General features: G+C 65.5%; 25 protein-coding genes. 14 read left to right on the top strand and 11 right to left on the bottom strand.

What is annotated here, in order from left to right; all coding sequences use genetic code 11:
* The first annotated feature begins 94 nt into the window (after positions 1-94).
* The 4 genes from TP2_RS01605 (at position 95) to TP2_RS01620 (ending at position 4,461) form a co-directional block, all read left to right on the top strand.
* Positions 95-1,159, top strand: coding sequence for a YeiH family protein (locus TP2_RS01605; RefSeq protein ID WP_051692101.1), 1,065 nt, complete (start codon positions 95-97; stop codon positions 1,157-1,159).
* Positions 1,160-1,305: 146 nt separating this feature from the next.
* The gene (locus TP2_RS01610; RefSeq protein WP_051692102.1) at positions 1,306-1,764 is read left to right on the top strand and encodes a MarR family winged helix-turn-helix transcriptional regulator; all 459 of its coding nucleotides are present in this window, start codon (positions 1,306-1,308) and stop codon (positions 1,762-1,764) included.
* Positions 1,765-1,907: 143 nt separating this feature from the next.
* The gene (locus tag TP2_RS01615) at positions 1,908-3,413 is read left to right on the top strand and encodes an MFS transporter (protein ID WP_420804587.1); all 1,506 of its coding nucleotides are present in this window, start codon (positions 1,908-1,910) and stop codon (positions 3,411-3,413) included.
* Between the two features lie 7 nt (positions 3,414-3,420).
* The gene (locus tag TP2_RS01620; RefSeq protein WP_038072623.1) at positions 3,421-4,461 is read left to right on the top strand and encodes an HlyD family secretion protein; all 1,041 of its coding nucleotides are present in this window, start codon (positions 3,421-3,423) and stop codon (positions 4,459-4,461) included.
* Positions 4,462-4,467: 6 nt separating this feature from the next.
* Here TP2_RS01620 and TP2_RS01625 read toward each other — a convergent pair whose 3' ends face one another.
* From TP2_RS01625 to TP2_RS01635, 3 genes are read right to left on the bottom strand one after another with little or no spacing between them, the layout of a single operon-like run.
* Positions 4,468-4,989 (bottom strand): GbsR/MarR family transcriptional regulator, encoded by a 522-nt coding sequence (locus tag TP2_RS01625; protein ID WP_038072625.1) that lies wholly within the window; start codon positions 4,987-4,989, stop codon positions 4,468-4,470.
* A gap of 22 nt (positions 4,990-5,011) precedes the next feature.
* Positions 5,012-5,779 carry a 2-dehydro-3-deoxygalactonokinase gene (locus TP2_RS01630; protein WP_051692104.1) on the bottom strand — a complete coding sequence of 256 codons (768 nt, stop codon included), beginning with the start codon at positions 5,777-5,779 and terminating at the stop codon, positions 5,012-5,014.
* A gap of 31 nt (positions 5,780-5,810) precedes the next feature.
* A complete protein-coding gene (locus TP2_RS01635) occupies positions 5,811-6,776 on the bottom strand; it encodes a zinc ABC transporter substrate-binding protein (RefSeq protein ID WP_038072627.1) in 966 nt (321 codons plus the stop codon).
* 90 nt (positions 6,777-6,866) lie between these two features.
* Between TP2_RS01635 and TP2_RS01640 the strand changes: the two genes are divergently transcribed.
* The 5 genes from TP2_RS01640 (at position 6,867) to TP2_RS01660 (ending at position 12,124) form a co-directional block, all read left to right on the top strand.
* Positions 6,867-7,364: a Fur family transcriptional regulator gene (locus TP2_RS01640; protein ID WP_038072629.1), complete on the top strand. Its 498-nt coding sequence runs from the start codon at positions 6,867-6,869 to the stop codon at positions 7,362-7,364.
* Positions 7,361-8,146 carry a metal ABC transporter ATP-binding protein gene (locus TP2_RS01645; RefSeq protein WP_038072631.1) on the top strand — a complete coding sequence of 262 codons (786 nt, stop codon included), beginning with the start codon at positions 7,361-7,363 and terminating at the stop codon, positions 8,144-8,146. Before TP2_RS01640 ends, TP2_RS01645 begins: the two co-directional genes overlap by 4 nt.
* The gene (locus TP2_RS01650) at positions 8,139-8,924 is read left to right on the top strand and encodes a metal ABC transporter permease (RefSeq protein WP_038072632.1); all 786 of its coding nucleotides are present in this window, start codon (positions 8,139-8,141) and stop codon (positions 8,922-8,924) included. Before TP2_RS01645 ends, TP2_RS01650 begins: the two co-directional genes overlap by 8 nt.
* Before the next feature lie 61 nt (positions 8,925-8,985).
* A complete protein-coding gene (locus TP2_RS01655) occupies positions 8,986-10,401 on the top strand; it encodes an aldehyde dehydrogenase family protein (protein WP_038072640.1) in 1,416 nt (471 codons plus the stop codon).
* 121 nt (positions 10,402-10,522) lie between these two features.
* Positions 10,523-12,124: an APC family permease gene (locus tag TP2_RS01660; protein ID WP_038072641.1), complete on the top strand. Its 1,602-nt coding sequence runs from the start codon at positions 10,523-10,525 to the stop codon at positions 12,122-12,124.
* A 49-nt stretch (positions 12,125-12,173) separates the two neighbouring features.
* Here TP2_RS01660 and TP2_RS01665 read toward each other — a convergent pair whose 3' ends face one another.
* The 3 genes from TP2_RS01665 to tkt are packed head-to-tail and all read right to left on the bottom strand — an operon-like array spanning position 12,174 to position 16,021.
* Positions 12,174-13,061, bottom strand: coding sequence for a lysophospholipid acyltransferase family protein (locus TP2_RS01665; protein WP_038072642.1), 888 nt, complete (start codon positions 13,059-13,061; stop codon positions 12,174-12,176).
* 12 nt (positions 13,062-13,073) lie between these two features.
* A complete protein-coding gene (locus TP2_RS01670) occupies positions 13,074-14,003 on the bottom strand; it encodes a DMT family transporter (RefSeq protein WP_084713772.1) in 930 nt (309 codons plus the stop codon).
* Complete coding sequence (gene tkt, locus TP2_RS01675; protein WP_038072649.1) at positions 14,003-16,021, bottom strand: transketolase; 2,019 nt, start codon at positions 16,019-16,021, stop codon at positions 14,003-14,005. The genes TP2_RS01670 and tkt overlap by 1 nt, the downstream gene beginning before the upstream one ends.
* A gap of 196 nt (positions 16,022-16,217) precedes the next feature.
* Between tkt and TP2_RS01680 the strand changes: the two genes are divergently transcribed.
* Genes TP2_RS01680 through TP2_RS01690 form a run of 3 tightly spaced genes read left to right on the top strand, consistent with a single transcriptional unit; the run spans position 16,218 to position 17,519 of the window.
* Entirely contained in the window at positions 16,218-16,760 is a 543-nt protein-coding gene (locus tag TP2_RS01680; protein ID WP_038072651.1) for a hypothetical protein, read from the top strand.
* A complete protein-coding gene (locus TP2_RS01685) occupies positions 16,753-17,130 on the top strand; it encodes a cell division protein ZapA (RefSeq protein ID WP_038072653.1) in 378 nt (125 codons plus the stop codon). Before TP2_RS01680 ends, TP2_RS01685 begins: the two co-directional genes overlap by 8 nt.
* On the top strand, positions 17,127-17,519 hold the full coding sequence (locus TP2_RS01690) for an MliC family protein (RefSeq protein ID WP_051692105.1): 393 nt from the start codon (positions 17,127-17,129) through the stop codon (positions 17,517-17,519). The genes TP2_RS01685 and TP2_RS01690 overlap by 4 nt, the downstream gene beginning before the upstream one ends.
* Positions 17,520-17,781: 262 nt before the next feature.
* Here the strand turns inward: TP2_RS01690 and purF are convergent, their stop codons facing one another.
* The 5 genes from purF to TP2_RS01715 form a co-directional block, all read right to left on the bottom strand.
* Positions 17,782-19,260 carry an amidophosphoribosyltransferase gene (gene purF, locus TP2_RS01695; protein ID WP_038072655.1) on the bottom strand — a complete coding sequence of 493 codons (1,479 nt, stop codon included), beginning with the start codon at positions 19,258-19,260 and terminating at the stop codon, positions 17,782-17,784.
* Between the two features lie 105 nt (positions 19,261-19,365).
* A complete protein-coding gene (locus tag TP2_RS01700; protein ID WP_038072658.1) occupies positions 19,366-19,977 on the bottom strand; it encodes a CvpA family protein in 612 nt (203 codons plus the stop codon).
* A 22-nt stretch (positions 19,978-19,999) separates the two neighbouring features.
* Positions 20,000-21,364, bottom strand: a complete 1,365-nt coding sequence (gene radA, locus TP2_RS01705) for a DNA repair protein RadA (RefSeq protein WP_038072660.1) — start codon at positions 21,362-21,364, stop codon at positions 20,000-20,002.
* 4 nt (positions 21,365-21,368) lie between these two features.
* Positions 21,369-22,184, bottom strand: coding sequence for an alpha/beta fold hydrolase (locus TP2_RS01710; protein ID WP_038072662.1), 816 nt, complete (start codon positions 22,182-22,184; stop codon positions 21,369-21,371).
* The gene (locus TP2_RS01715) at positions 22,185-22,784 is read right to left on the bottom strand and encodes a 2-hydroxychromene-2-carboxylate isomerase (protein ID WP_038072664.1); all 600 of its coding nucleotides are present in this window, start codon (positions 22,782-22,784) and stop codon (positions 22,185-22,187) included. It abuts the gene before it with no gap.
* Positions 22,785-22,904: 120 nt separating this feature from the next.
* On the opposite strand from TP2_RS01715, the gene TP2_RS01720 reads away from it, so the two are divergent.
* Positions 22,905-23,924, top strand: coding sequence for a ribose-phosphate pyrophosphokinase (locus TP2_RS01720; protein ID WP_038072666.1), 1,020 nt, complete (start codon positions 22,905-22,907; stop codon positions 23,922-23,924).
* 290 nt (positions 23,925-24,214) lie between these two features.
* The gene (locus tag TP2_RS01725; protein WP_338065273.1) at positions 24,215-25,129 is read left to right on the top strand and encodes a DMT family transporter; all 915 of its coding nucleotides are present in this window, start codon (positions 24,215-24,217) and stop codon (positions 25,127-25,129) included.

Here is a 25,129-nt window from a genome sequence, read left to right on the forward strand (position 1 = left end):
GATCATAATCATAAAAACATTTCGTTTGAAGAATGAAAGCGCCGGGGCAATTACTCGACATACGAATTTGCTGCGATCGCGAAAGGATGCTGCCATGGCGCTTCAGATCTCTCTCCCTCAAGCCCTGCGCGCTCCCCATCTGCGGTTGCGCGAGATCGCCCCGGGTCTGGTGCTGAGCATCGGTGTCGCGGCGCTGGCCGAGGTCGCTGCACGTGCCGAACAGGTGGCCTTCGGGGCGCAATGGCTTGAACCATTGGTGCTGGCGATCCTGATCGGCGCGATGGTGCGGACCTTCTGGAAACCGCAATGGTTCTTCCTGTCGGGCATCTCCTTCTCGGCCAAGACCGTTCTTGAAATCGCGATCGTCCTGCTTGGCGCGTCGGTGAGCGCGCAGACGCTGCTCTCTGTCGGTCCGGAGCTGCTGATCGGTATCGTCGCGGTGGTCGCGCTCGTCGTGCCGGGCGCCTACCTGCTGGGCCGCGCGCTGGGTCTGCCCGCGCGCATGGCGCTGCTGATTGCCTGCGGCAACGGGATCTGCGGCAACTCCGCGATCGCCGCTGTCGCCCCGGTGATCGAAGCCGATAGCGATGATGTGAGTGCCTCCATCGCGTTCACCGCGGTTCTGGGCGTGGCCGTCGTGCTGCTGCTGCCGCTGTTGGGCCACGCGCTGACGATGGGTTCGGTGCATTACGGCATCCTGTCGGGCCTGACGGTTTATGCCGTGCCGCAGGTGTTGGCCGCCGCCGCGCCGATGGGCCATAGCGCGATCCAGATCGGCACGCTGGTGAAGCTGGTGCGGGTTTTGATGCTTGGCCCGATCACGGTGGTGCTTTCGCTCATCGCGTCGCGCCTGCCCGAAGAGGGGCGCAATCCCAATGCTTCGGGCAAGGTTCGCAAGGGGCTGATGCCGCCGCTCTTCATCCTCGGCTTTCTCGCAATGATCGCGGCGCGCTCCTTTGGGGTGCTTCCGCAGGCGGCACTGGCGCCGATGGGGCAGGGGGCGTCGATCCTCACGGTGATCGCCATGGCCGCGCTGGGGCTGGGTGTCGATGCGCGCGCAGTGGCCGCTGCCGGCCCGCGGGTGATCGCGACGGTGACGCTTTCGCTCGTCCTGCTGGTCGGGTTGGGGCTGGCGCTGGTGGCGCTGCTCGCCGGCTGATCGCTCCATTCGATCAAAAGAAGGTCAGGGGGGCTGCAATTTCGCACGCCCCCCTGTGCAGTGTCCGCGCATTGATCGGAGCGGGAGGCGGGATAACTGGTCGGGGGAAAAGATTAGCACGCTAACTGTATTCCCCAGAGGCTCCGATGAAGGACAGCGTACAGACCGAGGCCCGCGACCGGCGGGCGATGACGCGCTCGATGATGGTGCTCGTGCGCTCGATCCGCGCAATGTTCGACGAGCAGGCCCGCGACATGGGCCTCACCTATGCCCGCGCGAAGGCGATCTTGGCCGTGTCGCGCGACGAGGGGCTGAACCAGACCCAACTGGCAGAGACGCTCGAGATCGAGACGCCGACGCTCAATCGCACGCTCGACGGGTTGGAAAAGCTCGGCTTTCTCGAACGCCGCCCCGATCCCTCCGACAGGCGTGTTCGGCAGGTCTTCCTGACCGATCACGCCCGCGCCAATGCCGACCAGATCGAGGGCTTCATCGAAGATTTGCGCGCGCGGCTTTATGACGGGATCGCGCCCGAGGACCTGGCGCAGGCGCGCGCGGTTCTGGCGCGGATGGAGCACAATCTCGACCGGATGCGTCAGGCATGACCGCCCGACCGCGCGACACCCACGGCCCGGAGACCGCTCCGGCCGCGCCAGCCCCCGTGGCAGAGCCGCCCGCGCCCACCCGCGCGCGTCAGGTGATCTATGCCGGGGCGGCGGTGGTGATCGCGCTGTCGCAATCGCTCTCGATGGGGTTCGTCTCGGCGAACCTGCCGCAGCTTGCAGGCGATCTGCACGCGACGACCGTTCATGCTTATTGGGTGATGGCGGCGTTTCTTGCGCCACGCGCCTCGATGCCGGTGATGCTGATCAAGATCCGCGATCAGTTCGGGCTGCGCCGTTTTGCCGAGATCGGGATTTCCGCCTTCGTGGTGGTGATGGTTCTGAGCCTCTGGGTGGATGATCTGCATTCCGCCGTGGTCGTGGCCTTTCTCAGCGGCTGCGCTGCGGCCCCACTCTCAAGCCTCGCGTTTCTTTACATGATCGAGGCCGTCCCGCCCGCCTGGCGCGCCAAGCTCGCGATTTCCAGCGTGCTGACGATGATCATGCTGGGCCGTCCGCTGGCGCGGGTGCTGCTACCGGAACTGACCGCCGAGGCAAGCTGGCACGCGGTAAGCCTCTTCGAGACCGGGCTGGCGCTGATCTGTCTGGCGCTGATCTTCAAGCTTCCGCTGACCCCGCGCCCCTTGCAGAAGGTGCTGGCGCCGCTTGATTTCCTCAGCTTCGGGTTGATCGCATTGGGTTTCGGCGGGTTCACCGCGAGCTTCACCTTCGGTGCACTCTATTACTGGACGCAGGCGCGCTGGCTCGGGCTTGTACTGGCCGGGTCGATTGCGCTTCTGACGCTGGCGGTGGTGATCGAGCTGCAACGGCGTGACCCGCTGGTCGATTTTCATTGGCTGCTCAGCCCGCCGATCCTGCACCTCGCGGGCACGCTTCTGGTTTTTCGCATCGCGCTCTCCGAGCAGAGCGCGGGCGCGGTCGGCTTGCTGAGAACGCTCGGGATGCAGCCCGATCAGGAACAGCTTCTCTTTGCGATCGTCGTGCTGGCAATGCTCGCGGCGGGGGCGGTCTGCATGGGGTTCAACAGTCCCGCCCGCGCACCTGCCTTTCATATCGTGGCGCTTGTGATGATCGCGCTCGGAGCGTGGATGGATTCGCACGCCACCGCGCTCACCCGCCCCGAGCAGATGTATCTCAGCCAGGGGATGATCGGTTTCGCGAGTATCCTCTTTTTGCCCCCGGCGATGGCCAAGGGGCTCGGCGCGGCCTTTGCCAAGGGGCCAAACTACTTGCTTAGCTTCATCGTGCTGTTTCTGGCCACGCAATCGCTGGGCGGGGTGATCGGCTCGGGGCTGTTCCGATCGGTCGTGGTCGCGCAGAGCGCGCTGCACGCGAGCGAACTCGCCCCGCAGATTGCGCCCGGCAATCTGGCGCTTGCGCCGACGCTGAGCGCCACCGCCGCCGCTTACGCTCCGCAGATCAGCGATGTCGCGCAGCGCAGTGCCGTGGCGTTGTCCTCGGTGGCCAACACCGTGCAGCTTCAGGCACAGGTTCTGGCTTATGACGACGCATTCCGGCTGGTGGTGTGGTTCGCACTGGCCGCGCTGGCGCTGCTTCTGGGGCACATCGCGCTGCAATGGGCCCGCACGCGGCCCGCCCCGTCCTCCCTTTCTCCCGTTTCCGCTCAATGAGACCTGCATGACTTCGACCCGCCGCCATTTCGTGACCCTGACCGTTTTCCTGCTCGGCTTCGCCGGGGTGTTGACGGTGCTTTATGCTTGGCGCCTGCCACCGTTCCGCTCGGATGTGGCCTGGACCGACAATGCCTATCTGCATGGCAAGGTAACGGCGATCTCCGCGCAGGTTGCGGCCGAAGTTGTCGCGGTGCCGGTGAAGGATTTCGAGCGGGTGAAAAAAGGCGATGTGCTCGTGCGGCTCGATGATCGGGCGCTTAAGGCGGGCGTGGCGCAGGCCCAGGCGGCGCTGGAGGCGGCGAAGGCCGCGCAGGATAACGGCGCGCAGGCGGTGCGCTCAGCCCAAGCCACGCTGGAGGCGAAACAGGCCGCGCTCGCTTCGGTGAAAGCCGCCCGCGAGACCGCACAGAGCGCCTGGGACCGGGCCTCGAAGCTCAACGCGACAAGCTATGTCTCGCAATCGGATGCCGATCAGGCGCGGCTTACGCTCGATCAGGCGCAGGCTTTGGTGCGCGAGGCGCAAAGCGCAATCGACGTGGCCCAGCAGGCGGTGGAGACGGCCGAGCTGTCGCGTCGCTCGCTCGTGGCCAATACCGATGCGGCGCAGGCCGCGTTGGAGGCCGCGCAGGTGGCGCTCGATCACGCAGTGATCCGCGCACCCGAAGCCGGCCGGCTGGGGCAGGTCTCGGCGCGCATCGGGCAATATGTCTCGGCGGGCACGACGCTGGTCTCGCTCGTCCCGCCCGATCTCTGGCTGATCGCGAATTACAAGGAGACGCAGCTCAAGGGGTTGCGGCCCGGCGATCCGGTAAGTTTCACCGTCGACGCGCTTGGCCCGATCTCGTTCACCGGCCGTATCGAGCAATTCTCGCCTGCCACGGCGGCGCAGTTCAGCCTTCTTGCGGGCGCGAATGCGACGGGGAATTTCACCAAGATTGCGCAGCGCGTGCCGGTGCGGATCGCGATCGACCCGAACCAGCCGGAGGCAGCACGCCTTGCGCCGGGGCTCTCGGCCGAGGTCAGCGCGCGGCGCGGTGCGTCGTGATCACGCTCACGCCTGCGCGGCTTTCTTCTTCTTTTTCTTGGGCCGGGGTTTCTCGGGCTTGCCGCCGCCGCGCGCGGGATCGACATGGCTGGCCAACTCGCCCGGATCGAGCCGCGTGAGCGCCTGCATGAATCCCGAAATCGCATCGAGAACCTCGCAAAGCGCCGCCGCACGCGGATCGGCGCTGCGGGCTTCGAGCGCGGAAAGCTGGTCGCGCGCCGGGCCGATCACGCGACGCTCGCGTTCAGCGATCATCAGCCGGGCCATTTCCCAAGGATCGGTGGGGGCCACGAAGAAATCCTTGCGCGAGCCGGGACTGCGTGCGGCCTGAATGAGGCCAGCCTCGCGCAATTCCTTCAGCGCGGTCGAAACATTGGAGCGCGAGAGCGCGAGCTGATCGACCAGATCGTCGGCGGACGGAGCCTGCGCCGCACGCCAGATCGCGCCGAGGCAACGGCCGGCGGGGCGGGAGAACCCGAAACGGGGGGCAAGTTCGGCGAAGGCTTCGGGCAGGTCGGTGTCGATCATTCTTGCATCCTTCGCCTCTGTCTCACGCGCCGGAAGCGCGCGCCTTGGCCAGGCCCGCGATCAACGCGGCCTCGCCGTCGCCCAAAGTGACCTGCGCGCCCTGCGCTTGCAAGGCGCGGGCGCAAATTTCCGACCAGCCGGGCGCGGAGGGCGAAGAAAGTGCCAAAACGCGCTGACCGAGCCACCACGGCCGGGCGGCGGCCAGTTCCGCGCCCAGAACCGCGCCGCTGGCACGTGCCGAAGCCTTGCCGATGCTCAAGGGCGCCAACTCGCGCGCCAGTCTTTCGGGGCGCGAGAGCGTGTCGGCAAGGGCTGCCTCGAACTCTGCACCCGCCTCCAGCGGTGCGCCCATCGCTGCCTGTATCGCCGCCGATCCCGCGCGCATCACGCTGACGACTTCACCTGCCGAGATATGCGCCCAGAGCGCGCTCGCACCGCAGATCCAGATCACGCCGTCGAATTGCGGCACTCCTGCGAGCACGCCCGCGATCCGTGCAGCCTCGGCGGGCTGCACTTCGGTCTGGTCACTGGTCTGGATCAGCCCCGGCAGGGCGGGCAAGGAGGCGGCGCCAATTTCGGCGCGCGGCCAAGCCGTCTCGGGCAGGGGCGTGCAGGGCAGGGGACGGGGGGCAAGCCCCACCGATGGCGCGGCCAGAACCGCTTCGACCCCTTCGCTCAGCAGCGGGCGGGGCGACGGCCCCGCGCGGCGGTCGATGACCTGTCCGTCCGCAGCCACATCGAGCGCCCGCCAGCGCCCGTTCTCTTCCGTCAATGCGATCCAATCCGCCATGCGGATCAGATCGCACGGGCAGGCGCGGGGATCAACTCCCCGAGAGGCAGGAGGTCAGTTTCTGTGCCATCGAACGCATCAGCGTTTCGTAGAGGTCGGGGCCGTACTCAAGCGAGCTTCCCGAGGGATCGAGCGCCTCACCAAGTTTCACCGGCGTGTCCTGCACCAGCAGCGAGACCATCTTCGGATCGTGCTGGGCTTCGGGGAAGATGCAGACCGCACCGGAGTCAGTCGCGGTCTTGCGCATTTCGGTGAGATGGGCGGCACCTGGAGTGGCCGCATCGCCCAGCGACAGTGCGCCTGCGACCTGCAGGCCGTAGTGATCGGCGAAATAGCCATAGGCATCGTGGAAGACGAGGAAGGGCTTGTCGGCGATCGGGGTCAGCTCGCCGCGGATCTCGGCATCCATCTTCGTGATACGGGCTTTGGCAGCATCGGCATTGGCACGATAGATCGCCGCGTTTTCGGGATCGGCAGCGCCAAGCTGCGAGGCGATCGTGTCGATCCAGGCCTCGGCATTGGCAGGGTCGAGCCAGGCATGGGGGTCAGTGCCCTCATGCATGTGCCCCGCCTCGGCTTCGCCTTCATGCGCGTCTGCGGCCTTTGCATGATCGTCATGTTCGTCATGGGAATGGTCATGCGGATCGTTTTCCCCGAACTGGCGACGATAGGTGCCGGGGCTTTCGAGCAGCTCCACCGTCTCGCCCTTCACCTCGATCCCGTCGATCGCGCGCTTGAGCCAGGGTTCGAGTTCGGGCCCGATCCAGAACACCAGATTGGCGTTTTGCAGATCGCGTGCCTGGCTCGGGCGCAGCTGGAAATCATGCGGATCCGAGCCCTGCGACAGCAAGATACCCGGCTGGCCCAGATCCCCCATCACCTGGGCAACGAGCGATTGCACCGGCGGGATATCGGTCAGCACATCGGGCACGGCGGCCTGCGCCAGCCCTGGAACGGCGGTGAGGGCGGCGAAGAACAGCGGAAGGCGCGAAGTCATTTGGGGTCTCCTGAAAACTTGATCTCGGCTGCGGAAGATGTATGTTATAAAATCACACGTCAAGCAGAAATGTGATAAGGTAACATATCCGTGGCCAGCCCGACCCCTTCCGCCAATGCCTTCACCCAGCACGATCACGCCCACTGCGCCGATACGACCCTTCACAAGGCCGAGGCGGTTGCGGCCGAGAAAGGCGTGCGTCTGACCCCGGTTCGCAAGCGCGCGCTCGAGATCCTGCTCGAAGAGCATCGTGCGATGGGAGCCTATGAGGTGCTTGACCGGCTCGCTGCGGACGGGTTTGGCAACCAGCCGCCCGTCGCCTATCGCGCGCTGGAATTTCTGGTGGAGAACGGATTGGCGCATCGCGTGCGCCGTCTCAACGCGTTCGCGGCCTGCATGCGCCCGGGTGAGGAGCATGCCCCGGTTTTCCTGATCTGCCGTGACTGCGGTGAGGTGGCCGAGGCAGGCGCCGACGAGGTGCGTCAGGCGCTCTTGGGGGCTGCGGACCGGCTGGGCTTCCATGTCGAGCGTGCGACTGTCGAGGCGCTGGGGCTGTGCCCGAAATGCTATCAAGAGGCCGCGCAATGAGCGAGCTGATCACGGCGCAGGGGCTGAGCGTGCGCCATGGCGATACCGAGGTTCTCCACGGCATCGACTTCACGATTTCACCCGGTGAGATCGTCACCGTTGTCGGGCCGAACGGCTCGGGCAAGTCGACGCTGGTGCGCGCGCTGATCGGGCTAGAGCCCGCCGCGCGGGGGGCGGTGGCGCGCAAACCGGGGCTCAAGATCGGCTATGTGCCGCAAAAACTCCATATCGACGCGAGCCTGCCGATGACGGTGCGCCGCTTCCTGTCGCTACCCAAGCGGGTCTCGGATGCGCGCGCCGGGGCCGCACTCGAGCGTACCGGCGTGCCGCATCTGGGCGCACGTCAGATCGCGCGGCTCTCGGGCGGACAGTTCCAGCGCGTGCTGCTGGCGCGTGCCCTGCTGATCGAGCCCGATATCCTCATCCTCGATGAGCCCACGCAAGGCCTCGATCAACCCGGCACCGCCGGGTTCTACAAGCTGATCGAGGAGGTGCGCGCCGAGACCGGGGCCGCCGTTCTGATGGTCAGTCACGACCTGCATGTGGTGATGTCGGCGTCGGACAGGGTGATCTGTCTCAACGGCCATGTCTGTTGTCAGGGCACGCCGAAGGTCGTCTCGGAAGCGCCGGAATATCGCGCCCTTTTCGGGATGGGCACGCAAGGGGCCTTTGCGCTTTACCAACACGATCACGACCATGGCGACGAGCATTCCGACCACGCCACCTGCCATCACGACCCCGAACACGACTCCGAACACGACCACGAGCACGCGCATGTTTGACGATTTCCTTACCCGAGCGGCGCTGGCCGGGATCGGGCTGACCTTTGCGACCGGACCGCTGGGCTCCTTCGTGGTCTGGCGGCGCATGGCCTATTTCGGCGATGCCACCGCTCATGCCGCGATCCTCGGCGTGGCGCTGAGCTTCGCCTTCGGCAGTTCGGTCTATCTCGGCACGCTTGGCGTGGCGCTGGCGATGGCGGTGACCGTGGCGCGGCTTTCGGGGCGCGGGCATGCGATGGATACGGTGCTGGGCGTGCTGGCCCATTCCGCATTGGCCTTCGGTCTCGTCGCGGCCTCGTTCCAGAGCGGGTTGCGGGTCGATCTGACCGCCTGGCTCTTCGGGGATATCCTCGCCGTTTCGAGAGCCGATCTCGCTGTGGTCTGGGGCGGATCGGCGGTGGTTCTGGCGATGCTGGCCTGGCGCTGGCAGGGGCTTTTGACCTCGACGATCAATGACGAACTGGCAATGGCTTCGGGGCTCGATCCGCGCCGCGAGCAGATGGTTCTGACGATCGCGCTGGCAATGACCGTGGCCGTGTCGATCAAGATCGTGGGGGCACTGCTGATCGCGGCGCTGCTGATCATCCCGGCGGCCGCCGCGCGACAGGCGGTGCGCAGCCCCGAGGCGATGGCGGCGGGGGCGACCGGGGTCGGGATCGTCTCGGTGCTGCTCGGGCTCTGGGGCTCGCTGCAATTCGACACGCCCGCCGGGCCTTCGATCGTGGCGGCCGCGACTTTTGTCTTCTTGCTCAGCCTGCCGCTGCGTCGTCGCGGCTAAGGCTCCGCGCCCCATTGCCTTTCCGTGCTCGAGCGGCTGGAATGCCGCCCGGAGGACCGACATGGATCAAAGCAGGATCGCCAGCCCTGAACAGGTATTCGCCCATCTCGCGGCGGGCAATCAGCGGCGCCGGGTGAGCTTCGGTTACGCCGAACGCCGTGCCGCCCTGCGCGCGCTGTCGGAGGCGATCACGGCCCGCGAGGGCGAGATCATCGAGGCTCTGAGCACGGATTTTGCCAAGCCCGAGGCCGAGATCCGCCTGACCGAGATCCTGCCGGTGCAAGCCGAGATCAGCCATACCCTGCGCCATCTCAAGCGCTGGATGCGCGTGCGCAGGGTCTATCCGACCCGCGCGATGCTTGGCACCAAGGCGCGCATTATCCCCGAGCCCAAGGGGACCGCGCTGATCATCGCGCCCTGGAACTACCCGGTGGGGCTGTCGCTCGGCCCGCTCGTCTCGGCGTTGGCTGCGGGCTGCGCGGTGGTGCTCAAACCTTCCGAGCTGGCGCCTGCGAGTGCTGCCGTGATCGCGGATATCGTCGTGGAGGCGCTGCCCGAAGATCTCGTGCGTGTCGTGCAAGGTGGCGTCGAGGTGAGCACGCAGCTTCTTGATCAGCCCTTCGATCATATCTTCTTCACCGGCTCGCCCCGCGTGGGCAAGATCGTGATGGCGGCGGCGGCAAAGCATCTCGCCTCGGTCACGCTGGAGCTGGGCGGCAAATCGCCGGTCATCGTCGGCCCCGGCGCAGATCTGAAAAAGGCCGCGAAGATGATCGCCTGGGGCAAGTTCGCCAATGCCGGTCAGACCTGCATTGCCCCCGATCACGTCTTCGTCGCCAAGCAGGTCGAGGCCCCGTTTCTCGCCGAGCTGAAAGCCGCGATCGCGAAGATGTATGGCAAGACCGAAGAGGCTCAGCAGGCCTCGCGCGATCTGGCCCGGATCATCAATCCCGATCATTTCGCGCGGCTGACGGGGATGATTTCCGAAGCCGAGGCACAGGGCGCGCGCGCGCTGACGGGCGGCGCTTCCGAGACTGAGAGCCGCTATATCGCGCCGACCGTGATGATGGGCACCGACCCGTCGATGAAACTGGAACAGGAAGAGATCTTCGGCCCCGTCCTGCCGGTGATCCCCTTCACTGATGCCGATGAGGTACTGACCCGTATCGATGCCGGACCGAAGCCGCTGGCGCTTTACATCTTCGAGCGCGATCGTGCCCTGATCGAGCGGCTGCGCCGCGCCAGCACCTCAGGCGCTGTCGGGATCAATATCGCGCTGGCCCATTACCTGCACCCGAACCTGCCTTTTGGCGGGATCGGCAATTCGGGCTTGGGAGCGGCGCATGGGCATTATGGCTTTCTTGCCTTCACCCATGAAAAGGCGGCTCTGGAGAACCGCTTCGCGCCGCTCGGCATGCTGATGCCGCCCTATCGCGGCGCGCGGATCGCCAAGCTCGCCCAGAAATTCCTGCGCTGAGCCCGCTCACGGAGCCGTCACGCGCAATCGCGCAGTACCACAAGCCTGTGTAATCGCTCCGCTTCATTTGTTAGCGCCCTAACTGGTCCCCATCGACGATTTCACAACAGGGGATTCCACAATGGCTGCAATTGATACGGTCGCACCCCCCGGCAAACTTCGGCGCGATGCCGGGGTGGTCGGGCTGCTCTTTGCCTCGACCACCTCGATGATCGGCTCCGGATGGCTGTTCGGTGCCTATCACGCCTCCAAGATCGCGGGCCCGCTCTCGGTCTGGTCGTGGGTGATCGGCGCTGTGATCATCATGCTGATCGCTTTGTGCTTTGCCGAGCTTTCGACGATGTTCTCCAAGTCCGGCGCGCTCGTGCATATGAGCCATGCCAGCCATGGCGAGACGCTGGGCCGGCTCTGGGGCTGGATGCTGTTTCTCAGCTACGCACCCGTTCCGGCGGTCGAGGCCGAGGGGATCGTGACCTATGCCAACAATTACCTGCCCTATTTCATCAAGGGCGATGGTTCCGGGACACTTACGCTGATGGGCTTCTTCGCCTCGGCGGTGCTTCTGAGCGTACTTGCGGTGCTCAACCTGCTGGCGATCCGGATGCTTTTGAAGGTCAACAACACGGTGACATGGTGGAAAATCGCGGTGCCGCTGGTGACCGTGGTCGGTCTGATCGCGGCCTCGTCGCATTGGGGCGTCTGGCACGCAGCCCCCGGCACCTACAGCTCGCAAGGCATGTTCACCGCGATTCCAGCGGCGGGCATCGTCTTCTCCTTCCTCGGGTTCCGCACCGCGATCGACCTGGGCGGCGAGAGCGCCAATCCGGGCCGCAACATCCCGATGGCGGTGATCGGATCGGTCATTCTGGCGGCCTTCGTCTATATCCTGCTGCAAGTCGCCTTCATCATGGCGCTGAGCCCAGACAGTCTGAAGAATGGCTGGTCGTCTCTGAATTTCGCCGGTGCGGCAGGTCCGTTCGCGGGTCTCGCGGCGACGCTCGGCATGGGGTGGCTGGCGCTGCTGCTTTATGTCGATGCCTATATCTCGCCCGGTGGCACCGGGCTGATCTATGTCACAGGCGGGTCGCGGATTCTCTATGCGGTGGGCGATACCGATAGCGGTCCGCAATCGCTGACCAAGACCAGTGCGAGCGGTGTTCCGTGGCTCGCGGTGGCGGTGATGTGGGCGGTGGGCGTGTTCTTCCTGCTCCCGTTCCCGGCCTGGCAGTTGCTGGTGGGATATATCAGCTCGATCACGGTTCTGACTTATGGTCTTGGCCCGATCGTGCTGATGGTGCTGCGCCGTTCGCAGCCTGACGCACCGCGCGCCTTCAAGCTCGCCGGGGCCGAGATCCTGGCGCCTCTGGCCTTCATCGCCTCGAACCTCGTGATCTATTGGACAGGGTTCTACACCGACTCGATCCTGTTCGGAATGTTGCTGGGCGGGTTCGCGATCTACGCCGTGGTCTTCCATCTTGTGCAGAAGAAGTCCGCCTCGGAGTTCGGCTGGCGCAATATCGGCTGGCTGGCGCTGTGGTTCGGCGGGCTCTGGGCGATCACGGCACTCGGGACGAGCCAACATGCGCTGGGTATGCTGGGCTTCTGGGACGGCATGGCCGCAGTGGCGATCTGGTCGCTGGTGGTGATTTGGTTCGCGCTGCACGCGGCGCTTCCAGCCGAGGAGACCGGTGCGCTGATGGAGCGTATCCAGCACGGCAACTGAGCTGTCTCGACAAATTCAAAACGCGCGGGGTTTTCGGGCCTCGCGCGTTTTATGTCCTTTTCCCGGATTTCTTCATTTTCCAGCGTCGGTGGATCCAGAGCCATTGCTCCATGTGCTTGAGGATCATCTCCTCGAGCCCGTCATTGAGCTCCTGCGTCATCGTCTCTGCATCGCTATGCGGCACGGGCTTGTCCGCGTAGATCTTGAAATTCAGCCCATCGGGCTGGCGGATCGCGTAGATCGGCACCAGATCGGCCTTCATCTTCAGCGCCATTTCGGCTGCCGAGAGCGGCGTGAAGGCGGGCAGGCCGAAAAAGCTCAGCTCGGCGCCCCGGTTGAAATGCTGATCGAAGCCGAAAGCCACCATCCCGCCATCGCGCAGAAATTTCATCATGTCGCCCAAACCCCGGCGCGACCGCGAGAAGAGCGGTTCGGCGATGGCGGAGATCGTCGAGACATATTGCTCGTTGAAGATCGGGTTGTTCATCGGGCGGTAGATCGCGCCGACCCGGTAGCCATGCCCGACCAGAGCCGCGCGCCAGGCGTCGTAATTGCCGAAATGGCCGGCCGCGAGCACCACGGGGCGGTGCTCGAGATGGGCGCGTTCCAGCGTCTCCGCCCCCGGTCCCTCGATCGGCAGGTCGCGCACGCGGGCCACGAATTCCTCGCCCGAATAGATCTCGGCCAGCATCCGGCCCAGACTGTCGGGGACAGCGCGTTGCAGGTGACGGACCTCTTCGTAGCTCAGATGCGGGCAGGCGATGGCAAGGTTTTCTCGGATCTTGCGAGTGAAGCCGAGAAAGGGTGCCAGGCGTGCGACGAGCTTGCCTGCCGCCGGGATACGCTTCTCGTAGGGCATCCGCTGGACGATCCGCATCACCGCCACGAAAAGGGCGTTCGAGACACGGTCGGACAGGGTGGCGCTGCGGTTCTTCATCGTTTGGAACGGTCAGGACTTGCTCAGACGTGCGGCACGACGCTCGCGCGACCAGACATAGAGGCCCGCCCCCACGATCACAAGCGCCCCGGCAATGGTGAAGCCGTCGGGCAGCTGGTCGAACATCAGCCAGCCCCAGAACGAGGCGAAGAGCAGCCCCGAATAGCCGAAGGGCGCCAGCGTAGAGGCCTCGGCCAATGAGAAAGCGCGGATCAGCAGGAATTGCGACAGGCTCCCGGCAAGGCCGAGGGCGGCGAAGACCCAGAGATCGCCAAGCGCGATAGGTTGCCAGACGAAGGGCAGGGCGAGCGAGGAGATCGCAAAGCCCGTAAGCGAGGACCAGAGCTGCGAGGTGGCCGTACCATCGCCGCGCAGGTGGCGGGTCAGCAGCACCGCGCCCGCGAAGCTGAAGGCCGCGAGAAGCGCCAGTAGCGCCGCCGGATGCAGCCCTCCAAAGCCCGGGCGCAGGATGATCATCGCGCCTGCGAAGGCGGCCACGATGCCGAAGATCCGGTGCAGGCCCAGTCGCTCGCCCAGAAAGAGCGCCGCGCCGAGCGTCACGATGACCGGGTTCAGATCACCAAGTGCGGTGGCGGTGGCCAGCGGCACATGGCGAAGCGAGAAGAAGAAGGCTGCGATCGCGCCCATCTGGAACAGTGCGCGCCCCAGTTGCAGACCGGGTTGCGCGCTGCGCATCCGTGCGGGCAGGCTGCCACGATAGATCGCCGCCAGCACGACCGCATTCACCGCGAAACGTGCCCAGACGATCAGCAGCGGATGGTAGCCTTCGCCCAGCAGTTTCGCGAAAGCATCCATCAGGGTCAGCATCGAGAAGGCGCTCAGCATGAAGGCCACCCCCAACCCCGGATGATCGGGAGCTGGATGTGTTAAGGGGGCCACGGCGGGCCCCCTTGCTGTTGCCTTAATGCCGGGCAGAGCCATCAGAGGAGGCTCTTGACCTTCTCGGCCACGGCCTCGGCGGTGATGCCGAACTTCTCGTAGAGCTCACCTGCGGGGGCCGAGGCGCCGAAGCGGTCCATGCCCACGAAGCCCGCCTTGGCCTCGCGGCCACGCTCGCCCAGAAGCCAGCGATCCCAGGGCTGACGCACGGCGGCCTCGACGGCCACGCGGACCGAGTTCGGCGGCAGCACGCGCTTGCGATAGCCCTCGTCCTGCTGGGCAAACAGCTCCATGCAGGGCATCGAGACGACACGGGTGCCGATCGCCTGCGCTTGCAGGATCTCGCGGGCCTTGAGCGCGATCTCGACCTCCGAGCCGGTCGCCATCAGGATCGCCTGACGCTTGCCATCGGCCTCGGCTAGCACGTAAGCGCCGCGCGCGGTGAGGTTTTGCGGCTTGTACTCGGTGCGCAGCGTCGGCAGGTTCTGACGGCTGAGCGCCAGAACCGAAGGCGTGCCCTGCTGCTCCATCGCGATTTCCCAGGCCTCGGCGGTCTCGATCACGTCGGCGGGGCGGAAGGTCAGCGTGTTGGGCGTCGCGCGGCAGATCGCGAGATGCTCGACCGGCTGGTGGGTCGGGCCGTCTTCGCCCAGACCGATGCTGTCATGGGTCATGACATAGACGGCCGGAACCTTCATCAGCGCCGACAGGCGCATCGCGCCGCGCGCGTAATCGGTGAAGCAGAAGAACGTCCCGCCATAGGCGCGCACGCCGCCATGCAGGATCATCCCGTTCATCGCCGCTGCCATGCCGTGCTCACGGATGCCGAAATGGATGTAGCGACCCTTGCGGTTTGCCGGGTTGAAGACTTCCATCCCCGCCGATTTCGTCAGGTTCGAGCCGGTGAGGTCGGCCGAGCCGCCCAGCGTCTCGGGGCAGGCGCCATTGACCACACCCAGAACCATCTCGGAGGCCTTGCGGGTCGCAACCTTCGGCGCGGCCTCGGCCTGTTCCTTCTTGAACTTGCGGATCGCGTTGGTGAGCTTCTTCGACACACCGCCGTCCATGATGCGGGTGAACTCTGCCTGCTTGTTGGCGGAGAGCTTGCCGAAGCGCTCTTCCCATTCGCCGCGCTCAGCCGCGCCGCGCGAACCGATCGCTTCCCAGGCCGATTTCACATCCGCCGGGATCTCGAACGGGCCGTAATCCCAGCCGTAGATTGCCTTGGTGCGCGCGATCTCCTCGTCGCCAAGCGGTGCGCCGTGGGCCGAGTAGCTGTCGGCCTTGTTGGGCGAGCCAAAGCCGATGATCGTTTTGCAGTCGACCAGAACCGGACCCTTGGCGTTCTTCGCCTTGCTCAGCGCTTCGTCGATCGAGACCGGATCATGCCCGTCACAGGCGAAGACCGTCCAGCCCGAAGCTTCGAAACGCTTGTGCTGATCGGTCTTGTCCGAGATCGACACGCGCCCGTCGATGGTGATGTCGTTATTGTCCCACAGCACGATCAGGTTCGAAAGTTCCTGCATCCCGGCAAGGCCGATGGCCTCTTGGCTGATGCCCTCCATCAGGCAGCCGTCGCCCGCGATGACCCAGGTGCGGTGATCGACGATCTTCTTGCCCCATTGCGCGCGCAGGCTTTCCTCGGCGATCGCCATGCCGACGGCGGTCGAGATGCCCTGGCCGAGCGGGCCGGTGGTGGTCTCCACCGCGTCGAGCAGGAAGTTTTCCGGGTGACCGGCGGTCTTCGCGCCCATCTGGCGGAAATTCTTGATCTGATCGAGCGTCACCTGCGCGTCGCCCGTCAGGTAGAGCAGCGCGTAAAGCAGCATCGAACCATGACCGGCCGAAAGCACGAAACGGTCGCGATCGGCCCATTTCGGAGCTTTCGCGTCGAATTTCAGGTGGTTCTGGAACAGAACGGTCGCGACATCGGCCATACCCATCGGCATGCCCGGGTGGCCGGAATTCGCGGCCTGTACCGCGTCCATCGCCAGCGCCCGGATCGCCGAGGCCAGTTTCCAGTGTTCGGGATGGGCGGCGCGCAGCTCTTCGATCTCCATGGAGTGTCCTTTCGGGGGGCAGCATAAAGGGTTCGAGCCCCTGATAGCAGGGATCGGCACAAGATCAAGCGCGGGCCACAAGTGCTTGGGGTAAAAGGGTGGGCTTGGCTCCGGGAACGGGGTTAAACTGCGCGAAACCCGCCGCCCGGACGCGATTCGGCAGGTGAGCGGGAAGGTTGAGGACGAGGAGGCGCGTATGAGCGAGATTGCCGAATACGAACGCCGCATCGCTTTCGCTCTCGAGAGGATCGGGCGCGGGGTCGAGGCGCTCAAGCACAGGGCGGTGGCTCCCGAGCCTGAACCGGCTCCGGAGGCAGCCTTCGAGCCTGTTCCCGAGACTGCGCCCGCCGCAACCGCCGACCCGGCCGAGATCGCTGAGCTGAAAGCCGCGCTTGACGCCGAGAAGGAGGCCAATAGCCAGCTTTCCGAGCGCGTGCGTGCGATCCGCGAGAAGCAGGACACGACGCTCAACGCGATGGAGCGCAAATACGGCGCCGCCGTGCGTGCGCAGGAAGCGGCTTTCAAGGAAGTCGCGGCGCTCAAGCAGGCGAATGCGGCGCTGATCGCGGCCAATCGCAAGTTGATGGATGAGGGCGTGGCCTTCTCGGAAGAGGCGCTGATGGCGGAGCTGCAGGCCCTGCGCGCGGCCCGCGCCAGCGAGAGCGCCGAGCTTGAGCAGATCATCGCCGGGCTCGACCCGATCATCGAGGGCGCAAGCGGGGAGGCCGAGGATGCCTGAGCTGAAGATTTCGATCGGCGGGCGCGATTTCGACGTGGCCTGCCAGCAAGGGGAGGAGCATTTCCTGCGCTCGGCCGCAGCGATGCTCGATGCCGAGGCGCAGGTGCTTTTGGGCCAGATCGGCCGAATCCCCGAGCCGCGCATGCTTCTGATGTCGGGGCTGATGCTGGCCGACAAGGCGGCCGGGATCGAGGATCAGCTGCGCGAGGCGCAGAACCGTCTGGGCGAGTTGCAGGCGAAGATCGACGAATTGCAGGCCAACCCGCCGCAGGTCGAGGTGCCGGTGGTGCCCGCCGAAGTCACCGATACGCTCGCCGAGATCGCGGCGCGTGCCGAGGCGCTGGCGGACAGGGTCGAGGACGAGGTGTGAACCATCTGACTGTCGCGGCGATCTCTCTCGCGGCTTTCACCATGCCCGCGACCGCGCAGGACAGCGTCGCACCGGAAAAGCTCGCCCCGTTGAACAGCGCCACGAGCGAGATCAACCCGGTCATCACCCGCACCTATCTGTGCGAACGCGGTGCCCGCGTGCCCGCCGCCTATCTCAATGACAGCGACCCGCAGCGCGTCGTGCTGATGCTCGAAGGGCGGATGGTGGTGATGAACCATGTTCGCTCTGCTGACGGCGCGAAATATGCCGAGGATGGCGAGGGTGCTGCGGGCTATGTCTGGTGGACCAAGGGGACGGGCGCGATGCTCGACTGGGTGGCTGAGGATGGGGAGAGCCAGACCCTGCTGAGCGGTTGCCAGGAAGAGTAGGTTGGCGCAGAGCGCCGCCCGTGTCGGCCGCCTCAATCGCAGGGTTGCCCCGAGCGCCGGGGAGGCGCAGCAACCTCCGTGGTCATCGCTTTATCTTTGCCAGATCCGGAAAGCCTCGATCCGTGCGTCTGCGTCCCCCTAGCGCCCGCCCGAGGGGCGGTCGTGCGCTGCCCGGGCTCGACGCGGCCACGGCCCTCTGCAACAAAGAAAAACCCCGCCGAAGCGGGGCTTCGACGGGGAAATTTCCTGAAATTGAAAAGCCTTACTCGGCGGCCTTCATCTCGAAGCCCTTCTCGATCTGGTCCGAGGGCGTGATCGGATACTCGCCCGAGAAGCAGGCGTCGCAATATTGCGGGCAGGCATTGTTGCGGCCCTCGGCCTCGCCGACAGCGCGGTAGAGACCGCCCAGCGAGATGAACTTGAGGCTGTCGACCGAGATCCAGTCGCGCATCTCGTCCTCGGTCATCTTGGCGGCCAGCAGCTTGTCACGGTTGGGCGTGTCGACGCCGTAGAAGCACGGCCAGGCGGTGGGCGGGGAGGCGATGCGGAAATGCACCTCCTTGGCGCCCGCATCCAGGATCATGTCCTTGATCTTGCGCGAGGTGGTGCCGCGCACGACCGAGTCGTCGACCAGGATCACCCGCTTGCCGCGAATGAGCGACTTGTTGACGTTGAGCTTCAGACGCACGCCCATGTTGCGGATCTGCTCGGTCGGTTCGATGAAGGTGCGGCCCATATACTGGTTGCGCGTGATGCCAAGCGCAAAGGGGATACCGCTTTCCTGGCTGAAACCGATCGCGGCGGGCGTGCCGCTATCAGGCACGGGGCAGACCAGATCGGCATCGACAGGTGCCTCGCGCGCCAGTTCCACGCCGATCGCACGGCGGGTCTCATAGACCGAGCGACCGCCGATGATGCTGTCGGGGCGCGAGAAATACACATGCTCGAAGATACAGAAACGGCCGGTCGAGGGGCCGAAGGGGCGCGAGCTTTCGATCCGGCCATCCTGAATGACCACCATCTCGCCTGGATCGATCTCGCGCACGAATTCGGCGCCGATGATGTCGAGCGCGCAGGTCTCCGAGCTCAGAACATAGCCGTTATCGCCGATCCGACCCATCACCAGCGGGCGCACGCCCAGAGGGTCGCGCACGCCGATCAGCTTGGTCCGGGTCATCGCGACGATCGAGAAGGCCCCCTCGACGCGGCGCAACGCATCGGCGATCCGGTCGGCATGCTTGCGCTGGATCGAGCGCGCCATCAGGTGGATGATGCATTCGCTGTCCGAGGAGGACTGGAAGATCGCACCGCGCTCGATCAGCTCGCGGCGCAGCGCATCGGCATTGGTCAGGTTGCCGTTATGTGCGACAGCCGCGCCGCCCATCGAGAACTCGCCGAAGAAAGGCTGGATGTCGCGGATCACCGCGGCTTTCGATCCGGCGGTGGAATAGCGCACATGGCCGATCGCGAGATCGCCGGGCAGCGTCTCCATCAGGCTCGACTTGGTGAAGTTGTCACGCACGTAGCCGAAGCGATGGGCCGAGTTGAACCCTTTTTCGGCATCATGGGCGACGATCCCGCCGGCTTCCTGACCGCGATGCTGAAGCGCATGCAGGCCGAGGGCGACGAAATTCGCGGCATCAGTGACGCCGACGACGCCGAAGACGCCGCACTCTTCCTTGAGTTTGTCGTCATCGAACGGATGGGCGTAATGGGCCTTCTGGGCGGCGGGGCAGGACATGGCGGCAGCTCCGAGATGTGCGGGGGTCGGGCACTCGGGCCCATTTAATGCGAAACGCGAGAGGTGTTAACCCCTCGCGCCTGCAAATCCGTCATCCATTTGTCATCAATTGCCCGCAGGGGGCAATTCGTCGGTGCGCGCGGGCGCATCTGTCGCACCCCCGGGGGCCGGGCAGGCCGAAACGAGCTGTTCGTAGCGGCCCACGATCCAGCCCGGTGCGTCGGCGGGCATCGATTCGTCGAGCTGGCCCGACATGCGTGAGAACACCTTGGCCGAGCGCGAGTCGTCCACCACTGCGACGCGGTCATTGTTCATCACGCGGTCGTAGACCACGAAGGCCACGGCGACGAGGATTACTCCGCGCAGTACGCCGAAGAGAAAGCCAAGCCCCTGATCGAGTCCCCCCAGCGCCGAGCGCTGCACGGCGGAGGCGAAAAGCGGGGTCAGGATCGAGAACACGACGAGCGCGATGGCGAAGACCACGGCGAAGCCGCCGATCATGCCCAGCTCGCAGCTCTGGCCGATGAACTTGTCGAGGCCGGGGATCTGCTGCACCAGCGGGCGCGCCTCGTTGGCGAACATGTAGGCGACCACGGCGGCGGCGATCCAGCCGACGATGGCCAGCCCCTCGCGCACGAAGCCCCGCGAATAGGCGAGGATCGCCGAGAGAATGATGACGACCGCCACGATGGCATCGACGATGGTGAACCCGTCCATTTGCGCTCCTGTGTTGTCGGCACTATCCGGCGCCGAACATCTCCCCGGTAAAGGTCACGAGATCGCCCAGCTTGCGCAATGCCATCCCGCTCGAACCCTCGGCTTTCGTTCCCGACGGCGCGATCGCTTGTGAAAAACCAAGTTTTGCCGCTTCTTTCAACCTGTTTTCGGCCTGACCGACCGGGCGTAGCGCGCCCGACAGGCTGATTTCGCCGAAAATAACCATATCCGCCGGAAGCGCCACATCCTCGCGCGCGCTCAGAAGTGCGGCGGCTGCAGCGAGGTCGGCGGCGGGCTCCACGACCTTCATCCCGCCCGCGACATTGAGAAACACGTCGAGCCCCGCGAAGGGGATGCCGCAACGCGATTCCAGCACCGCGAGGATGGTCGAGATCCGCCCCGAATCGAGCCCGACAACGGTACGTCGGGGACTGGCCAGAGAGGAGGGCGCGATCAGCGCCTGGATCTCGGTCAGCACGGGGCGCGTGCCTTCAATCCCTGCAAAAACGGCCGATCCCGGCGCGGGCTGGCCGCGCTCGGACAGAAACAGAGCCGAGGGGTTCGCGACCTCGGCCAGTCCCGATCCGGTCATCTCGAACACGCCGATCTCGGAGGCTGGGCCGAAGCGGTTCTTCACCGCGCGCAGGATGCGGAACTGGTGACCGCGCTCGCCTTCGAAATAAAGCACCGTGTCGACCATGTGCTCGATCACGCGCGGACCCGCGATCTGGCCTTCCTTGGTGACGTGACCGACGAGGATCACCGCCGTGCCGCGCCGCTTGGCGAAGCTCACCAATTCGTGAGCGGCGGCGCGCAGCTGGCTGACCGAGCCGGGCGCGCTGTCGACACTGTCCGACCACATGGTCTGGATCGAATCGATGATCACGAGGTCGGGGCGCTCGGCCTCGAGCGTCGTCAGGATGTCGCGCAGGCTCGTTTCCGCGCCCAATCCCACCGGCGCATCCGCGAGGCCAAGGCGTTGCGCCCGCATCCGCACTTGGCTCGCCGCTTCCTCGCCCGAGATATAGAGCGCCTTCAAACCCTTGCGGGCGAAAGCTGCCGTGGCTTGCAGCAGAAGCGTCGATTTCCCGATCCCCGGATCGCCCCCCACGAGGATCGCCGAGGCCGGAACGAGCCCGCCGCCCAGAACCCGGTCGAGCTCGACCATGCCCGACTGGGCGCGGGGCGGTGGCGTTTCCTTCGTATCGAGCGCGGTGAGCGGGATCACCTTGCCCTTCGCGCCTTTCAGCCCCGATCCGGGCGTGGCCGAGAGCGGTGCTTCCTCATGGATCGAGTTCCACGCGCCGCAAGCGTCGCACCGCCCCGACCATTTGGCATGGCTCGCCCCGCATTCGGAGCAACGAAAGAGTGCGGATGCCTTGGCCATCGGGTCAGCTACGTTCCAGATTGGCGGCGATCAGGCTCGCGCAATGCTCGGGATGGGTCGCGGGCAGCATGTGCCCCGCACCCTCGACACAGGCGACGCCCACATCCGGCAGTCGCGCGGCGATCGCCTCTGCCACTTTCGGCATGGTCGGCGGCGAGCGGTCGCCGTGAATGATCATCGCGGGCGCGTCGATCTGCTCGATCCCATCGGGGCGTGCGATACGGGCCGGATCCTCGAAATTCGCGCGCGAGATATTCTCGACCATCGGCATCGAGGCGATGAAGCGCTCGCGATGGGCCTCGGAATAGCTCTCCCATGGCTGGCCTGTGCCCCAGTCGCGCATGAAACCGCGCGCTGCGGGCTCGTAATCGCCCGCGGCCATCAGTTCTTCGAAATGGTCCTGCTTGGCGCGCAGGGCGATCCAGTCGGGATCGGTCTCGGGGAGCGCCGCGAACAGAACCGGCTCGATCAGCGTCAGCGAGCGCACGGCTTCGGGTGCGCCCACCGCGATGCGCAGCGCGACCGAGGCGCCGAAACTGTGACCGATCAGGTCGACCGGGCGCTCGATGAAGCTCGCCGCGATCCGCGTGACCTGCGTCTGGAACGCACCCGGTTCGGCAGGATCGCCCCGCCAGGGTGCGGATTGTCCATGACCGGGCTGGTCGAAGGCGAAGGCGCTGATCTCGTTCGCCAGCGGCCCAAGTGCCCCGGCCCAGAGATTGGAGGACCCCAGCGTGCAATGAATTGCGATGGCCGGCCGGTCGCCGTGACCGAAGCTTTGCCAGAAAACTTCGGCACCTTGTCTCAGATCGCGCGGCATTCAGAGCGTTCCCAGATGTTCGTCGAGAAATTGCAGGTGATCCTGGCCCCAGAGCCGCTCGTCCGTCTCGGCCACGACATAGAAAGGCGATCCGAAGACGCCGCGCTCCACCGCTTCCTCGAGGTTGCGCTCGTAGGCGATGGCCCCGTCGAACAGCCCGGTGGTGACCAGATTGCCGTCAAAGCCATTGGCCTCGAGCGCCGTGCGGATCACCTCATCGGAGGCGATGTCCTTGTCCTCCGCCCAGCAGGCGCGCAGGATCGCATGGACCAATCCGCCGACATCGCCACCACCCGCCTTTTGCGCGGCGATGATCGCGTAGGATGCCGGGGCCGGGTTCGGCGGATAGCCGGGCGGGGTGAAGTTCATCTCCATCCCGAGCTTGGCCGACCAGCGCTTGAGCTCCTGCATGCGGTAATCCATCCGGCTCTGGTGGCGCTGGGCGGGGCGAACGCCGCCGGTGCGGTCGAAAAGCCCCAGAAGATCGAGCGGTTTATAGGTGATCTCGGCCCCGTGGCGCGCGGCAATCTCTTCCAGACGCAGCCCGGCGAGATAGGCCCAAGGGCTGAAGACGCCGAAAAAGTAGTCGATCCGTGCCATTCATAACACTTTCTTGACGGTGCAAATTGCCGCCACGCTACCCCGGTGCTAAGGCAGGCGCAATCAAGCGAATCCCGCCGGTCCCCTCCCGGCACGACACTTTCGAAGGAATGCTGCCCCATGTCCGTCGTCACCGAACCCAAGCTCATCTCCGGCAATGCGAACCGCACGCTCGCCCAGGCCATCGCGCGGCGCATGTCGATGCATCGCGGCATGTCGGTCGGTCTGGTGGATGCCCGGGTCGAGCGTTTCAACGATCAGGAGATCTTCGTCGAGGTCTACGAGAACGTGCGCGGCGAGGACATGTTCATCATCCAGCCGACCTCGAACCCGGCCAATGACAACCTGATGGAACTGCTGATCATCACCGACGCGCTGAAACGTTCCTCGGCCGATCGTATCACCGCCGTGATCCCCTATTTCGGCTATGCCCGTCAGGACCGCCGCACCAAGGCGCGTACGCCGATCTCGGCGAAGCTGGTGGCGAACCTGCTGACCGAAGCCGGTGTGGACCGGATCCTGACGCTCGATTTGCACGCCGCGCAGATCCAGGGCTTCTTCGACATTCCGGTGGACAACCTCTATGCCTCGCCGGTTTTCGCCCTCGATATCCTGCACAATTTCAAGGGCCAGATGGATGACCTGATGGTCGTCTCGCCGGACGTGGGCGGGGTGGCGCGGGCGCGCGAACTGGCCAAGCGGATCGAGGCGCCGCTCTCGATCGTCGACAAGCGCCGCGAGAAGGCGGGCGAGGTCGCGGGCATGACGGTGATCGGCGATGTGTCGGGGCAGAAATGCATCATCGTCGACGACATGGTCGATACGGCCGGCACGCTGTGCAAAGCCGCCGACCTGTTGATGGAGCACGGCGCGACCGAAGTGCATGCCTATATCTCGCACGGCGTTCTCTCCGGTCCGGCGGTCGAGCGTGTGACCAATTCGGCGCTGAAATCGCTGGTGATCACCGACTCGATCGAGCCGACCGACGCCGTGAAAGCCTGCCCGAATATCCGCATCGTGCCGACAGCGCCGATGTTTGCCCAGGCGATCCTGAACACCTGGTCGGGCACTTCGGTGTCGTCGCTCTTCGAGACCGACACGCTGGTGCCGATCTATGAAGGGCTCTACACGCGCGACTGAACTGCGCGGTCGCCAGGAAAAAAGAAAAGGCCCGGATCCGAACGATCCGGGCTTTTTTCATTGCGCCGGGGCGCGAGTTCACGAGGCTTTCTTGAGGGCCTTTTTCGCAGCTTTCAGCTTCTTTTCCTGACGCTTTACCTTGGCCTTGCGTGTCTTCACTTCCTTTTTCAGCTCCTTGATTTTGGCTTTCTTCGCCATGATCTCGCTCCTTCGTGTCAATGTTTGGCCAAGTCGATGCGTGGCCATGTCATCGTGCGTCAACGTTCTCTCGATGTATAGGGCTGGGCCCGGTGGCGGTGTTTTCCCTTCGCACGAAGGTCGTGCTGGACAGCGCCGCGCGGCGCTGCGACGGTTTGGGGATGCGCCTCTTCGCCCTCACCGCTCTCGTGATGATCGCCTTCGCCGCCAATTCGGTGCTGAACCGGATGGCGGTGCATGATGCGGGCTGGGGACCAGCGGCGACGGGCTTCGTGCGTCTGAGCTCAGGCGCACTGGTGCTGCTGGCGCTGGCGATCCGGGCGAAAGGGGCCGCTGGGCTACGCCTGCCGCCCGCCATTCTCGGGGCCGGGGTGGCAACTCTTGCGCTTTATATCTTCGGCTTTTCCATCGCGAGCGGGCTCATCGATGCGGGCGTCGGCGCGCTGACGCTGTTCGGCATGGTGCAGATCACGATGTTCGCGGGCGCGCTGTGGATGCGCGAGCCGATCTCGCGCTGGCGCTGGATCGGGGCGGGGCTGGCCTTCGCGGGGCTGGCGGTTTTGCTGCTGCCCGCCTCTGGCGCGGCCCATATCGACCCGCGAGGCTTTGCGATGATGGCGCTCGCCGGGATCGGCTGGGGGCTCTATTCGCTCAACGGGCGGCGCGCGGGCAATCCGCTGATCGCCACCGCGCTCAATTTCTCGCTGGCCGCGCCGCTTGCGCTGATCTGGATGCTGGGTGCGGGCGATTGGGGGCAGGGGGCAAGCTGGGGTTGGCTGCCCGCGATCCTCTCGGGGGCCGTGACCTCGGGGCTGGGCTATGCACTGTGGTATCGTGTGTTGCCGCAAATCCCCGCGAGCCTCGCTGCGATCGCTCAACTCTCCGTGCCCTTGATCGCGGCGCTGGGCGGGGCGGTTGTGCTGGCAGAGACGCCCTCGGCGCGGTTCTGGCTGGCCGCAGCCCTCGTGATCGGGGGGATCGCGCTCTCGCTGAAGCGCAAAACCTGA

Source organism: Thioclava pacifica DSM 10166, assembly GCF_000714535.1.
Classification (GTDB): Bacteria; Pseudomonadota; Alphaproteobacteria; order Rhodobacterales; family Rhodobacteraceae; genus Thioclava; species Thioclava pacifica.